Below are 13,446 nucleotides of genomic sequence, written 5' to 3'. Positions count from 1 at the left end.
GGCGGCTCAGGAGCCGAGCGTGATCCCCGTGTAGTAGTGCTGGAGGATCCTGGAGTAGCTCCAGCCCGCGTTGGCCTTGTCGCGGGAGCCGTACTGCGACATCCAGTCGCCGTCGACCCAGTTGCCGCACGCCGTTGTCGTGGAGCAGTACTGCGCCCGGAAGATCTTCCCGCTCCGGGTCAGCCGGGTGCCCCAGGTGGCGTCCACGGCGGCGCTCGTCGTCGCCTTCGCCGAGCCGGGCTGGTACACCTGGCTGGAGGTGTGGTCGTAGACGTCGAAGCACTCACCGCTCGGCGTCCTGCGGTTGGAGTGCAGCGCCCAGTACCAGCCGAAGTTCTTCACGGCGAGTGCCCCCGCCTTGAGCGACTCGGCAGGCCAGCTCGACACCCACTCGTTGGGCAGGACGTTCTTGACGTAGGTCTTGAAGTCCACCCGTTCCACGCGGTCCAGGGACGTGCGGTACACGAGGATCGTCGTGGGCAGCTTGGTGTCCGTGCCGTCGGTCTTGCACCCGGCCGGCGACGTGGAGCTGAGGAACTGGTGCGAGGCGTTCTGGTTCTTCAGCGTGGCGTTGAGGTTGGCCTTCGCGCCGGGGGCGAAGTCCTGGTAGCTGCCGGCGTAGCCGGTGTTGAAGTAGACGCGGACGGTCTTGCCGCTGCGGTTCCAGGCGGAGGCGGCGGAGTTCTTGATGCAGGTGCCCTTGCCTGCTCCGGCCCCCTTGAAGTCGTAGCAGGTGGGCTGGGTGGTGCTGTAGTCAGGGATCGACCCGGTGAAGTCGGAGACCGACCCCTGGTGGTTGCTGTTGAAGTAGTAGCAGAACTCGCCGGTGTCGCAGACCCCGTCGCGGCTCGCGGCGGCGGCGGGGGAGGCGGCGGTGATGAGGACCGCCCCGCCGACCGCCATCGCGGCGGTGGCCGCGGCGAGCCGTGAGAGCAGGCGGACCGTTCGTACGGACACGTTGTCTTCCTCTTCTGGTCGCGGCCGGGGAGCGTTATCGGATGCTGTAGCCCTGGGAGTTCCAGAACGAGGTGGGGTTCGGGTTGTCGAGGTGCGGGTCGCCGACGCTCTTGGCGGCGCGCGTCTGCCGCCCGAGGCGCATCTCGACGTGGGTGTGCGCGGACGAGCTGCTCGACACGCCGCGCCACGACTCGGTGGCGATCACCTGGCCGCGACGGACCTGCTGGCCCACGGCCAGGGAGGACACCGGGGCGGAGTGCAGGTAGATGACCGTCTTGTTCAGCGAGGAGTTGTAGATGGCGATCGTGGACAGGTTCGCCCTGCCGGTGGCGCCGCGCACGACGTTGATGACCTGGCCCGCCACGAGGGCGTGCACGTTGGAGCCGATGCCGCGGGCGATGTCGATGCCCTCGTGCCGGCCGGAGGTGGAGGTGTAGCCGTCGAAGCCGCAGGTGATCCGGCCGGTGGCCGAGTACAGCGAGTACGACATGGCGCCGCCGCTCCCCGACGACGACGGGCCGAACTGGTGCGAGGCGTTCTGGTTCTTCAGCGTGGCGTTCAGGTTGCCCTTCGCGCCGGCGGCGAAGTCCTGGTAGCTGCCGGCGTAGCCGGTGTTGAAGTAGACGCGGACGGTCTTGCCGCTGCGGTTCCAGACGGAGGCGGCGGAGTTCTTGATGCAGGTGCCCTTGCCTGCTCCGGCCCCCTTGAAGTCGTAGCAGGTCGGCTGGGTGGTGCTGTAGTCAGGGATCGACCCGGTGAAGTCGGAGACCGACCCCTGCTGATTGCTGTTGAAGTAGTAGCAGAACTCCCCGGTGTCGCAGACACCGTCGCGGCTCGCGGCCGAGGCGGGGGCCGCGGTGCCGAGCACCGCTCCGCCGAGCGCCATCGCGGCGGTCGTGGCGGTGAGGATCCTGGTGAGCTTGCTCATGCTGTTCTCCTGTCTGTGCTGTTCGAGATCGAGATCGGAGTACGGGGTCAGCGCCGCCGGTACTCCTCCCAGGTGCGGATGGTCGTCCGCGGGCCGTCGTCCGGGCCGCGGTTGGCTAGCCCGTTCAGACCGAGGTAGTAGTCGCCGACCTGGTGCTGGGCCTGGCTGGACAGATCCGTGTCGCTGATCGCGACGGCGTGGATGTGCCAGGGCCAGTCGCCCTGCTGAGGGCTGCGCAGCCAGGCGGCGAAGCCGACGAGACGCAGCGCGCGGACGACGGCGGTGCGGGTGGCGGCGCTCATCCCGTCCACCGAGATGTCGACGACGCCGCCGCCGTCATGGGTGCCGACGGACGTGGGGTCGCCGCCGGGGTTGTACGACCCCTGGTCCAGCGCGAGGTCCCGGCCGAGCAGCCGCTTGGCCTCCGCGAGCATGTCCCGTGTACGGGTGTTGAGCACGGAACCGCCGACGGACACCCGAGCGCCCGGGGTGATGGCCTGGGTGACCGTGAACCGGCCGGCGCCGAGCTTGGTGAGCGACGTCCTGCCCGGCAGGCCGTTGGCGTCGAGGCCGCTGAGGCCGAGCGACTTCTGATAGTTCGCGTAGGCGGTGACCGTCGTGGTGCCGAAGTAACCGTCCACCCACTTCGCGTCGAGCAGGCGGAGGTCACGCAGCGCCTGCTCGACGAGGAGCACGCCGGCCTTGGCGCCCGGGGTCAGCGTGTTGTCGGGCCGCCGGGGGTCGATCTGGGCCGCCTTGACGGCCGCTTCCATGTTGACGGCAGGGTTCACGGTCGGAAGGGCCTCAGCGTCGGCCTTCTGTGCCGCCGCCGCCCCGGTCACCCCACTCAGTGGGGCGATCAGGACGGCCGCCGCGAGCAGGGCGGCGCATGAGGACAGCTTCATCGGGTACTCCTGGTTCACGGGGCCGGGCGGCGATTCCGGGGTGGCGGAGTCCAAGGTGGCGGCTCGCCCGCGTGTCCGGTAGGAGATCCGTGTTGTCAGCCTGTTCGACGTGCTCCTGCCTGCGGAATTACACGCCGTCTGACAGGCGGCCGGGTGGCGTCAGCCGCCGAGGCGGATGATCCCCCGGGTGGCCGCCACGGTCACGGCGGCGGTGCGGTCGTCCACGCCGAGCTTGGCGAAGACGTGCAGCAGGTGGGTCTTGACGGTGGCCTCGCTGATGCACAGCTGCGCGGCGATGGCCTTGTTGCTCAGCCCCCGGGCGACCGCGCTCAGGACCTCGATCTCCCGCCCGCTGAGCGCGCCGGGCGCGTCGGCGCGCGCCCACGACAACACCCGGGTCGCGATCGACGGCGACAGCGCGCTCTCCCCCCGGGCCGCCGCCCTGATCGCGGCGAACAGCTGCTCGCGGTGGCTGTCCTTGAGCAGGTAGCCGATCGCCCCGGCGTCGATGGCGCGGGAGATGTCGCCGTCGGTGTCGTACGTCGTCAGCACGATCACCCGCGCGCCGGGGTCGGCCGCGCGGATCCGGCTGATCGCCGCCGCGCCGTCGAGCTCGGGCATCTGCAGGTCCATCAGCGTGACGTCCGGCCGCAGGTCGCGCGCCAGGCGCACCGCGTCCGCGCCGGAGACCGCCTCGCCGACCACCTCCAGGTCGTCCTGCGTCCCGAGCATCGCCCGGATGCCGTCACGGACCACCGGATGGTCGTCGGCGATCAGCACCCGGATCGTGCTCATCGCACCCCCACGGGCAGGCTCGCCACGACCGTGGTGCCCTCCCCGGACGCGCTCTCCACGAGCAGCGTGCCGCCGAGCTGCGCCATCCGTTCCGACATGATCAGCAGGCCGTGGCCGGCGGCGGCCCGCCCCGGGTCGAAGCCGTCGCCGTCGTCGTGCACGTCCAGCACGACCAGGTCGTCCATGTACGACAGGGTCAGCGTGACCCGCTCGGCGCGCGCGTGGCGCCGGGCGTTGGCGACCGCTTCCTGCGCCACCCGCAGCAGCTCGACCTGGACCTGCGCGTCCAGGGGCCGCAGCGCGCCGGTGATCACGGCGTGCGCGTCGATGCCGGTCTCGTCGGACAGCCGGCCCGACAGCCGCCGCAGCGCCTCCGGCAGTCCGCCGTCGTCGAGCTCGCCCGGCCGCAGCGCCCGCACCACGCGGCGGCTCTCCGTGAGGTTCTCCCTCGCCGTACGCAACGCCTGCGCCAAGTGCCGGTCATCGGGCGAGCGCTCCTGCGCCGCCTCCAGCAGCATCACCACGCTGGCGAACCCCTGGGTCAGGCTGTCGTGGATGTCGCGCGCCAGCCGCTGCCGCTCGGCGGCCACGCCCGCCTGCCGTTCGGCCGCCGCCCGCGCCTCCTGGGCGGCCTGCAACTGGTCGATCAGCTCCTTGCGCTCGGCGCTCTGCCGGGCCACGGAGGAGAAGTAGCCCACCGAGGTGGCCGCGCTGACCGCGATCAGCACGGTGATGGCGAGCTCGGTCCAGCTGATCGACCCGCCGTGGTGGTAGCTGTGCCACAACCAGCCCCCGGCGCACGACAGCACCGCGACCAGCCCGATCCGCACGGCGTCCATGCAGTACGGCACCAGCACGCACAGGCAGACCACCAGGAACGACCGGTCGATCGCGAACAGCCCCAGCCAGAGCAGCCCGCCGCCGGCCACGTACGGCAGGGGCACCTCGCCGGCCGGCGGCGTGCGCAGCACGAACCACACCGCGTACCAGGTGGCCAGCCCGGCCACGAGCGCCACCGGCAGGGCCTGGCCCACCTCCGTCAGCGGGCCGGCCGAGGTCAGCACCAGCCACGACCCGAAGAAGGCGTGCTGCCACCGGCGCCGGGACCGCTCCCAGGACTCCACGGGATCGACGATAACCAGCCGTCCGGCGGTCCGGCATCAACCAGTCGACTGACCCGGGAATCGGCGTCCCGCTCGATGCGCGCCCGGCCGCCGCGGGGCGAGACTCGGCGGTGTGACAGCCATCCCCAGCCCGTCCCAGGGCGTCTGGCATCTGGGCCCGCTGCCCGTTCGGGCGTACTCGCTGCTCATGGTGCTCGCCATCGTCGTCGGCGCCTGGGTCACCCGCCGCCGCTGGGCCGCCCGCGGCGGCGATCCCGACGCGGTCGTGGACATCGCGACCTGGGCCGTGCCGTTCGGCCTGGTCGGGGCGCGTCTCTACCACGTGGCCACCGACTGGCGGCAGTACTTCGCCCCCGGCGGCGAGCCCCTCCGGGCCTTCGCGATCTGGGAGGGCGGGATCAGCATCTGGGGCGCCGTCGCCGGGGGCGCGCTCGGCGCGTGGCTGGCCTGCCGCCGGCGCGGCATCCCGCTGCGCGACTTCGCCGACGCCGTCGCGCCCGGGATCGCGCTCGGGCAGGCGATCGCCCGCTGGGGCAACTGGTTCAACCAGGAGCTGTACGGCAGGCCGACCGACCTGCCCTGGGCCCTGGAGATCGACGCCGCCCACCGGCCGGCCGGCATGGAGTCCACGGCGACGTACCATCCGGCCTTCCTCTACGAGTCGCTGTGGGACCTGGGGGTGGCCGGGCTCGTCCTCTGGGCCGAACGCCGCTTCCACCTGGACCGCGGCCGGACCTTCGCGTTGTACGGCGCGGCCTACACCACCGGACGCGCCTGGATCGAGTGGCTGCGCGTGGACCCCGCCCCTCTCGTCCTCGGCCTGCGCCTCAACGTCTGGACCGCCCTGCTGACCCTCGGCGCGGCCCTCACGTACCTGACCGTCACGCGCAGGCCCGGTACCCCTGGCTGTACCTCCGTTGGGGCGTGAGGGGGAACGACCGGGAGGGGGCGTCGCTGGTGTGCTGGTGACTGTCCATCAAGCGCTCCCCCAAGGGAAGTACCGACATGGCAGTCTTCGTCCGCCGTCGCCCGCTGCTCAGTTTCTTCATCCTGGCCAACCTGTTGAGCTGGGTCGCCTGGTTGCCGTACATCCTGTCGCGGAACGGCACCGGGGTCCTGGACTTCGAGTTCCCCGCCCTGCTCGGCACCTCGCAGCTGCTCGGCATGCTGCCCGGCGCCTACCTCGGCCCGATCTTCTCCGCCTACCTCGTGACCAGGATCGCGGAGGGCAAGGAAGGCGTCCGCCGGTGGGTGGGGCGGATGACCAAGTGGCGGGTGAGCTGGGTCTGGTATCTGGTGACCGCCATCGGCGTCCCCGCCGCCATCATCGTCACCTGCCTCGCCATGACCGACGGGCAGTTCACCGCTCCTCCCGCCGCCGTGCTGGCGGCCTACATCCCGAGCCTGCTGCTCCAGATGGTCACCACGGGGCTGGCGGAGGAGCCGGGCTGGCGGGACTTCGCGCTGGCGCGCATGCAGCGCAGGTTCGGCGCGCTGGGCTCCACGATCATCCTCGGCCCGCTGTGGGGTCTCTGGCACCTGCCGCTGTTCCTGTCGGAGTGGGGCGGGTACCCGGACGTCAGCCCGCAGCGGATTCTCGAGTTCGTGGCGTTCTGCTGCACCTTCAACGTGGTCGTCACCTGGGTCTTCAACCGGACCGGGCAGAGCCTGCCGCTGATCATGCTGCTGCACGTCAGCGTCAACAACTTCATGTCGGTGGCCTTCGCGGAGGTGTTCCCGACGCTCGCCACGCCCGAGCTCGCGTCCCGGGTCACCCTTCTCGCGGGCACCACCGGGGCCGTCGTGGTGCTCATCGCCACCCGTGGCCGCCTGGGTTACCGTCCATCCACGGAGCCCGTTGCGGCCGCGGGAACGGAAACCGTGATGAGCCGGCGATAGCCTGTGGCGGGCCTGGGAGGTGCGTGCTCATGACGAACGGCGAGAACCGGGCCCCTCGGCGCGTGGACCTGGTCGCCCGGGGCCGTGCCGCACTGGACGCGCTCGAACACCTCGTCGCCGGGATGGGCACGGCGGTCCTGGCGCTGGTGGCGCTCATGTCGGCGGTGGTCACCGGCCTGGCCTGCCTGGTCGGCGTGGGGGTGCCGCTGGTGCCGGCCACGCTGCGCGGGTTGCGCGCGGTGGCCGACAGGGAGCGGGCCAGGCTCTCGCGCTGGGGCCCGGAGGAGCTGGTCGCCGCGTCCCCGCCCCCGGCCGGGCTGCGCGCGGCGCTCGCCGACAGGACGGTGCGGCGGGAGCTGGCCTGGACGGTCGCGCACGGCTCCGCCGGGCTGTTCCTGGGCTTGGTCGCCCTCACCCTCCCGCTGCACGCGGTGCAGGACGTGACCTTCGCGTTGTGGTGGTGGCTGCTGCCTCCCGAGGAGGCCGCGACGGCGGCGTACGGGATGTGGGAGGTCAGGGACGCGGCGGGCGCGCTCGCCGTCGCCGCGCTGGCCCCGGTCGAGATCGCGCTGACCGTGCTCGTCGCACCCTGGATGGCCCGGCTGCAGGCCTGGTCAGGGCGCCGCCTGCTGCGGCCAGGCGCCGACGTGGACCTGCACCTGCGGGTGGCGGAGCTCACCGCGACCCGCGCCGCCGTGCTCGACGCGCACGCCGCCGAGCTGCGCAGGATCGAACGCTCGCTGCACGACGGCACGCAGAACCGGCTCGTCGCCGTCAACGTGCTGCTCGGCGCGGCGCTCCGGGCGCTGGAACGAGACCCGGCCACCGCCAGGGAGTCGCTCGAACGGGCGCAGAGCGCCGCGGAGCAGGCGCTCGGTGAGCTGCGCGGCGTGGTGCGCACCATCCTGCCGCCCGTCCTGACCCACAAGAGCCTCGCCGACGCGCTCGCCGGTCTGGCCGCGGCCTGCCCGGTGCCCTGCCGGATCGACGCCGATCCGGCCATCAGGGCCGCCGCCTCCGTCGAGGCCACCGCCTACTTCGTGGTGGCCGAGGCGCTCACCAACATCGCCAAGCACAGCGAGGCCGGGCGGGCCGTCGTCCGCGTACGCCGTCTCGGCGACCGGCTGCTCCTCCAGGTCACCGACGACGGACGCGGCGGCGCGGACGAGCGCGGCTCCGGGCTTGCCGGCATCCGCGGCCGGGTCGAGGCGCACGACGGGACGTTCACGCTGAGCAGCCCGGCCGGCGGGCCGACGACCCTCGACGTGACCCTGCCCGCAGGGACGTGAGGGTCAGGTGCTCTCCAGGTAGCGCAGCACGGCGGCCACCCGGCGGTCGGTGCCGTCGGCGGGCTGCAGGTCGAGCTTGGCGAAGATGCTCCTGATGTGCTTGTGCACGGCCCCGCCGGTGACGACGAGCCGCTCGGCGATGGCGGAGTTGCCGAGCCCTTCGGCCATGAGGGCGAGCACGTCGCGCTCGCGCGGGCTCAGCCGGTCGAGCGGGTTGCCTGGCCGGTTGCGGGTCAGGAGCTGCGCGACCACCTCGGGGTCGATGGCGGTGCCGCCGTCCGCCACCCGGTGCAGCGCGGTCAGGAACTCCTGGACCCGCCCGACCCGCTCCTTGAGCAGGTAGCCGAGGCGGGCGCTGCCGTGGGCGAGCAGGTCGGTGGCGAACGCCTGCTCGACGTACGCCGACAGGACGAGCACGGCGAGGCCGGGCCGGCGCCGCCTGGCCTCGACGGCCGCCCTGATGCCCTCGTCGGTGTGGGTGGGCGGCATGCGCACGTCCACGATGGCGACGTCCGGCTCGTACGCGGCCACGGCGTCGAGGAAGCCGGCCGCGTCAGGGGCGGTCGCCACCACGTCCAGGTCCTCGGCGCGCAGCAGCAGCGCCAGGCCCTCGCGCAGCAGGGGGTCGTCCTCGGCGATCACGATCCGCAAGGCGGCTTCACCTCCAGGCCCGCTGTCACAGTCCTCGCCCTCAGACCCTAGGCCAGCGGGCCCCAGGGGGTAGGAAGGCCGTCAATATTTGGGCTGTGGCCGTATGAAATGCGTCAAGAACCACCAAACCTCCCAATCCGCATCGTTTGCTGGTGACAGGTCCTTCCGGACCTCATCGAGTTGAGGAGTGGGATGGCAGACGTCATCTTCGTGGCCCTGACGATCGCGGTCTTCGCGGTCCTCGGGCTCGTCGTGAAGGCGGTGGAGCGGCTGTGAGCGCCGTCAACGCCGCCGGTCTCGTGATCGCCGTGGCCCTGGTGATCCTCATGGTCGCCGCCCTGCTGTTCCCCGAGCGGTTCTGATGAGCACGACCGTCGCCGGGATGCTCTTCGTCGCGTCCCTGGTCATCGCGCTGGCGCTGGCGTACCGGCCGCTCGGCGACTACATGGCCCGCGTCTACTCGGCCACCGGGCACAGCCGGCCGGAACGGATGATCTACCGGCTGCTCGGCGTCCAGCCCGAGGCCGAGCAGAGCTGGGGCGGGTACGCGCGCGCCCTGCTGGCGTTCTCGGCGGTCTCGGTCCTGGCCGTGTACGCCCTCCAGCGCCTCCAGGACCGGCTGCCGCTGAGCCTCGGCATGGAACCGGTCACCGACCACATCGCCTGGAACACCGCGATCAGCTTCGTCACCAACACAAACTGGCAGTCGTACGCCGGCGAGTCCACCATGGGCCACCTGACCCAGATGGCCGCCCTGGCGGTGCAGAACTTCGTGTCGGCGGCGGCCGGCATGGCGGTGGCGGTCGCCCTGGTGCGCGGGTTCGCCCGCGCCCGGTCGGGCACGATCGGCAACTTCTGGGTGGACCTGGTGCGCGGCGTCCTGCGCGTCCTGCTGCCGATCGCGTTCGTCGGCGCGCTGGTCCTGGTCGCCGGCGGGCTGGTCCAGAACCTCTCCGCCCCGCACGAGGTGACCACGCTGACCGGCGCCACCCAGGCGATCACGGGCGGCCCGGTCGCGTCCCAGGAGGCGATCAAGGAGCTGGGCACGAACGGCGGCGGCTTCTACAACGTCAACTCCGCCCACCCCTTCGAGAACGCCGCAGCCTGGACCAACTGGCTGGAGATCTTCCTCATCCTGGTGATCCCGTTCTCGCTCACCCGCACCTTCGGCCGGCTGGTCGGCCAGCTCCGCCAGGGCTACGCGATCCTCGCCGTGATGGGCGTGCTGGCGCTGGCCGGGGTCCTGCTCACCAACGTCTTCGAGCTGTCCGGCCACGCCACGGTGCCGCAGGCGGCAGGCGCGGCGATGGAGGGCAAGGAGGTCCGCTTCGGTGTCTCGAACTCCGCCACGTTCGGCGCGGCGACGACGCTCACGAGCACGGGAGCGGTGAACTCCTTCCACGACTCCTACACCCCGTTCGGCGGCATGATGACGATGTTCGACATGATGCTGGGCGAGGTCGCCCCCGGCGGCGTCGGCTCCGGCCTGTACGGCATGCTCGTCCTCGCCGTCATCACGGTGTTCGTGGCCGGGCTGATGGTCGGCCGCACCCCCGAGTACCTGGGCAAGAAGATCCGCGCCCGCGAGATCAAGCTCGCCTCGCTCTACTTCCTGGTCACCCCGGTCCTGGTGCTGGTCGGCACGGCGTCCGCGATGGGCTCGGCCGAGCGGCGCGCGAGCATGCTGAACACCGGCCCGCACGGCCTGTCCGAGGTCCTGTACGCCTTCACCAGCGCCGCCGGCAACAACGGCTCCGCCTTCGCCGGCCTCACCGTCAACACCCCCTGGTACGACGTGGCGCTCGGCCTGTGCATGGCCTTCGGCCGGTTCGTACCGATCATCCTGGTGCTGGCCCTGGCCGGCTCGCTGGCCGCGCAGTCTCCCGTCCCCGAGGGCGCCGGCACGCTGCCGACGTACCGGCCGCAGTTCGTCGGCATGGTCATCGGCGTGACGCTCATCCTGGTCGCCCTCACCTTCCTCCCCGCCCTGGCGCTCGGACCGATCGCGGAAGGACTGTCCTGACATGCCGGCCCCCATGCTCGACCCGGAGCAGCTGATCCGTTCACTGCCGGGCGCGCTGAAGAAGCTCGACCCGTTCACCCTGTGGCGCAACCCGGTGATGTTCGTGGTGGAGGTCGGCGCGGTCTTCACCACCGTCCTCGCCGTGCTCGACCCGTCGGTCTTCGCCTGGGCGATCGTGGCCTGGCTGTGGCTGACCGTCGTCTTCGCCAACCTGGCCGAGGCGATGGCCGAGGGCCGCGGCAAGGCCCAGGCGGCCACGCTGCGCAGGGCCAAGACGGACACCCAGGCCCGCCGGCTGGCGGACCCGGCCGACCCCACGCGCTGGGACGTCATCCGCGCGCCCGAGCTGCGGCAGGGCGACCACGTGATCGTCGAGGCGGGGGAGACCATCCCCGGGGACGGCGACGTCGTGGACGGCATCGCCAGCGTGGACGAGTCGGCCATCACCGGCGAGTCCGCCCCCGTCATCCGCGAGTCCGGCGGCGACCGCTCCGGGGTCACGGGCGGCACGAAGGTGCTGTCCGACCGGATCATCGTCAGAATCACCCAGAAGCCCGGCGAGAGCTTCGTGGACCGGATGATCGCCCTGGTCGAGGGCGCGAACCGGCAGAAGACGCCGAACGAGATCGCGCTCAACATCCTGCTGGCCGCGCTGACGGTCATCTTCCTGGTCGCCACCGTGACCATGCAGCCGCTCGCGATCTACTCCAAGCTCGTCAACCCCGGCGTCGCCGACTCACCCGCCCTCGACGCGAACGGCGTCACCGGCGTGGTGCTGGTCTCGCTGCTGGTCTGCCTCATCCCGACCACGATCGGCGCGCTGCTGTCGGCCATCGGCATCGCCGGCATGGACCGCCTGGTCCAGCGCAACGTGCTCGCCATGTCGGGCCGGGCGGTGGAGGCCGCGGGCGACGTCTCGACGCTGCTGCTGGACAAGACCGGCACGATCACCCTGGGCAACCGGCAGGCCGCCGCGTTCGTCCCGGTCCGCGGCGTCAGCGCGGCCGAGCTGGCCGAGGCCGCGCAGTTGTCCAGCCTGGCCGACGACACCCCCGAGGGCCGCTCCATCGTCGTGTTCGCCAAGCAGCGCTTCGGCCTGCGCGAGCGCGGGCCGGGGGAGCTGGCGCACGCCGAGTGGGTGCCGTTCACGGCGCAGACCCGGATGTCCGGGGTGAACGTGGACGGGCGCGAGGTCCGCAAGGGCGCGGCCACGGCGGTCATGAAGTGGGTGCGCGACGCCGGCGGCCATCCCGTCGAGGAGGCCGGCCACGTGGTGGACGGCATCTCCGCCTCCGGCGGCACGCCGTTGGTGGTCGCGGAGCGAGGCCGCGTCCTGGGCGTCATCCACCTGAAGGACGTGGTCAAGGAGGGCATGCGCGAGCGGTTCGACGAGATGCGCAGGATGGGCATCAGAACCGTCATGATCACCGGCGACAACCCGCTGACCGCCAGGGCCATCGCCGACGAGGCCGGCGTGGACGACTTCCTGGCCGAGGCCACCCCCGAGGACAAGCTCGCCCTGATCAGGCGGGAGCAGGAGGGCGGCCGGCTGGTGGCGATGACCGGCGACGGCACCAACGACGCCCCGGCCCTTGCCCAATCGGACGTCGGCGTGGCCATGAACACCGGCACCTCCGCCGCCAAGGAGGCCGGCAACATGGTCGACCTCGACTCCAACCCGACCAAGCTCATCGAGATCGTCGAGATCGGCAAACAGCTCCTCATCACGCGCGGCGCGCTGACCACGTTCTCCATCGCCAACGACGTCGCGAAGTACTTCGCGATCATCCCGGCCGTGTTCGCGGCCGTCTATCCGGGCCTGGACGCGCTGAACGTCATGCGCCTGGCCAGCCCCCAGTCCGCCATCCTGGCCGCGGTCGTGTTCAACGCGCTGGTCATCATCGCGCTGATCCCGCTCGCCCTGCGCGGCGTGCGCTACCGGCCGTCCAGCGCCTCCAAACTGCTGTCCCGCAACCTGTACGTCTACGGCCTCGGCGGCGTCGTCGCGCCCTTCGCCGGCATCAAGGTCATCGACCTGCTGCTCCAGCTCCTCCCGGGGATGTCCTAGATGAAACACCTGCCGAACCCGCTGCGCCGGCACCTCGCCGCGCTCCGCACGCTCGCCGTGCTCACCGTCCTGCTCGGCCTGATCTATCCGCTGGTCGTCACCGGCCTCGCCCAGGTGCTCTTCCACGACCAGGCGAACGGCTCCGTCATCAGGGACGCGGGCAGCTCGCTCATCGGCCAGTCCTTCACCGACGCCGCCGGCCGTCCGGTCAGGAAGTACTTCCAGTCCCGGCCGTCGGCCGCCGGCTACGACCCGATGTCCACCTCGGCGAGCAACCTCGGCCCCGAGGACGTCATCGACGGCGCAAAGGGCAGGCGGTCGCTGCTCACGCAGGTGTGCGCCCGGTCCAGGGCGGCCGGCGAGCTGGAGGGCGTCAGCGGCGCCCGCCCGTACTGCACGCCCGACGGCGTCGGCGCGGTGCTCAAGGTCTTCCCCGGCCGCGCCGTCAGCGTCAACCAGCCCTGCCCCGCCGTTCCCTTCGCCGCCACCTATCAGGGCGTACGGGTCGAGTGCGCCAGGCCGGGGGAGGACTACGCGGCCGGCCGTACCGTGCCCGTGCGCGGGAACGCCCCCGCGTCCCCCGCCGTCCCCGCCGACGCGGTCACGGCGAGCGGCTCCGGACTGGACCCGCACATCTCGCCGGCCTACGCCGCGCTCCAGGCCCCGCGCGTGGCGAGGGAGCGCGGCCTGCCCCTGGACCGGGTCAGGGCGCTGATCGAGGAGCACACCACGGGGCGCATACTGGGCTTCATGGGCGAACCCGCCGTCAACGTGCTCGAACTCAACCTCGCCCTCGACGAGGGCTGA

General features: G+C 71.9%; 13 protein-coding genes. 7 read left to right on the top strand and 6 right to left on the bottom strand.

Features of this window, described 5'->3' with window-relative positions; all coding sequences use genetic code 11:
• Positions 1–6: 6 nt before the first annotated feature.
• The 5 genes from ABD292_RS30205 to ABD292_RS30185 form a co-directional block, all read right to left on the bottom strand.
• A complete protein-coding gene (locus ABD292_RS30205) occupies positions 7–957 on the bottom strand; it encodes a SpoIID/LytB domain-containing protein (RefSeq protein WP_344213212.1) in 951 nt (316 codons plus the stop codon).
• A gap of 34 nt (positions 958–991) precedes the next feature.
• Positions 992–1,885: a peptidase inhibitor family I36 protein gene (locus tag ABD292_RS30200; protein WP_344213210.1), complete on the bottom strand. Its 894-nt coding sequence runs from the start codon at positions 1,883–1,885 to the stop codon at positions 992–994.
• 47 nt (positions 1,886–1,932) lie between these two features.
• Positions 1,933–2,790: a peptidoglycan-binding domain-containing protein gene (locus ABD292_RS30195; RefSeq protein ID WP_344213208.1), complete on the bottom strand. Its 858-nt coding sequence runs from the start codon at positions 2,788–2,790 to the stop codon at positions 1,933–1,935.
• Positions 2,791–2,949: 159 nt separating this feature from the next.
• A complete protein-coding gene (locus ABD292_RS30190; protein WP_344213206.1) occupies positions 2,950–3,585 on the bottom strand; it encodes a response regulator in 636 nt (211 codons plus the stop codon).
• Positions 3,582–4,709, bottom strand: coding sequence for a sensor histidine kinase (locus ABD292_RS30185; RefSeq protein ID WP_344213204.1), 1,128 nt, complete (start codon positions 4,707–4,709; stop codon positions 3,582–3,584). Before ABD292_RS30185 ends, ABD292_RS30190 begins: the two co-directional genes overlap by 4 nt.
• Before the next feature lie 112 nt (positions 4,710–4,821).
• Here ABD292_RS30185 and lgt point away from each other — a divergent pair, with 112 nt between their 5' ends.
• The 3 genes from lgt to ABD292_RS30170 all read left to right on the top strand — a co-directional run bounded on the left by lgt (position 4,822) and on the right by ABD292_RS30170 (position 7,897).
• On the top strand, positions 4,822–5,637 hold the full coding sequence (gene lgt / locus ABD292_RS30180) for a prolipoprotein diacylglyceryl transferase (protein ID WP_344213202.1): 816 nt from the start codon (positions 4,822–4,824) through the stop codon (positions 5,635–5,637).
• Between the two features lie 77 nt (positions 5,638–5,714).
• Positions 5,715–6,608, top strand: a complete 894-nt coding sequence (locus ABD292_RS30175; RefSeq protein WP_344213200.1) for a CPBP family glutamic-type intramembrane protease — start codon at positions 5,715–5,717, stop codon at positions 6,606–6,608.
• A gap of 29 nt (positions 6,609–6,637) precedes the next feature.
• The gene (locus tag ABD292_RS30170; RefSeq protein ID WP_344213198.1) at positions 6,638–7,897 is read left to right on the top strand and encodes a sensor histidine kinase; all 1,260 of its coding nucleotides are present in this window, start codon (positions 6,638–6,640) and stop codon (positions 7,895–7,897) included.
• 3 nt (positions 7,898–7,900) lie between these two features.
• Here the strand turns inward: ABD292_RS30170 and ABD292_RS30165 are convergent, their stop codons facing one another.
• On the bottom strand, positions 7,901–8,548 hold the full coding sequence (locus ABD292_RS30165) for a response regulator (RefSeq protein ID WP_344213196.1): 648 nt from the start codon (positions 8,546–8,548) through the stop codon (positions 7,901–7,903).
• Between the two features lie 272 nt (positions 8,549–8,820).
• On the opposite strand from ABD292_RS30165, the gene ABD292_RS30160 reads away from it, so the two are divergent.
• From ABD292_RS30160 to ABD292_RS30145, 4 genes are read left to right on the top strand one after another with little or no spacing between them, the layout of a single operon-like run.
• On the top strand, positions 8,821–8,910 hold the full coding sequence (locus ABD292_RS30160) for a potassium-transporting ATPase subunit F (RefSeq protein ID WP_344213194.1): 90 nt from the start codon (positions 8,821–8,823) through the stop codon (positions 8,908–8,910).
• A complete protein-coding gene (gene kdpA / locus ABD292_RS30155; protein ID WP_344213192.1) occupies positions 8,910–10,571 on the top strand; it encodes a potassium-transporting ATPase subunit KdpA in 1,662 nt (553 codons plus the stop codon). Before ABD292_RS30160 ends, kdpA begins: the two co-directional genes overlap by 1 nt.
• 1 nt (position 10,572) lies before the next feature.
• Positions 10,573–12,639, top strand: a complete 2,067-nt coding sequence (gene kdpB / locus ABD292_RS30150; protein WP_344213190.1) for a potassium-transporting ATPase subunit KdpB — start codon at positions 10,573–10,575, stop codon at positions 12,637–12,639.
• Complete coding sequence (locus ABD292_RS30145) at positions 12,640–13,446, top strand: potassium-transporting ATPase subunit C (RefSeq protein WP_344213188.1); 807 nt, start codon at positions 12,640–12,642, stop codon at positions 13,444–13,446.

This window comes from Nonomuraea bangladeshensis, assembly GCF_039529455.1.
Lineage (GTDB): Bacteria > Actinomycetota > Actinomycetes > Streptosporangiales > Streptosporangiaceae > Nonomuraea > Nonomuraea bangladeshensis.
Note: the sequence above shows the minus strand (reverse complement) of the source record. Positions and strands in the feature narration are given on the sequence as shown.

What these genes read in the sequence shown, in the direction of transcription:
- ABD292_RS30200 (WP_344213210.1), bottom strand. Translation starts at nt 1,885, where the DNA reads ATGAGCAAGCTCACCAGGATCCTCACCGCCACGACCGCCGCGATGGCG.
- ABD292_RS30195 (WP_344213208.1), bottom strand. Translation starts at nt 2,790, where the DNA reads ATGAAGCTGTCCTCATGCGCCGCCCTGCTCGCGGCGGCCGTCCTGATC.
- ABD292_RS30190 (WP_344213206.1), bottom strand. Translation starts at nt 3,585, where the DNA reads ATGAGCACGATCCGGGTGCTGATCGCCGACGACCATCCGGTGGTCCGT.
- ABD292_RS30175 (WP_344213200.1), top strand. Translation starts at nt 5,715, where the DNA reads ATGGCAGTCTTCGTCCGCCGTCGCCCGCTGCTCAGTTTCTTCATCCTG.
- ABD292_RS30170 (WP_344213198.1), top strand. Translation starts at nt 6,638, where the DNA reads ATGACGAACGGCGAGAACCGGGCCCCTCGGCGCGTGGACCTGGTCGCC.
- kdpA (WP_344213192.1), top strand. Translation starts at nt 8,910, where the DNA reads ATGAGCACGACCGTCGCCGGGATGCTCTTCGTCGCGTCCCTGGTCATC.
- kdpB (WP_344213190.1), top strand. Translation starts at nt 10,573, where the DNA reads ATGCCGGCCCCCATGCTCGACCCGGAGCAGCTGATCCGTTCACTGCCG.
- ABD292_RS30145 (WP_344213188.1), top strand. Translation starts at nt 12,640, where the DNA reads ATGAAACACCTGCCGAACCCGCTGCGCCGGCACCTCGCCGCGCTCCGC.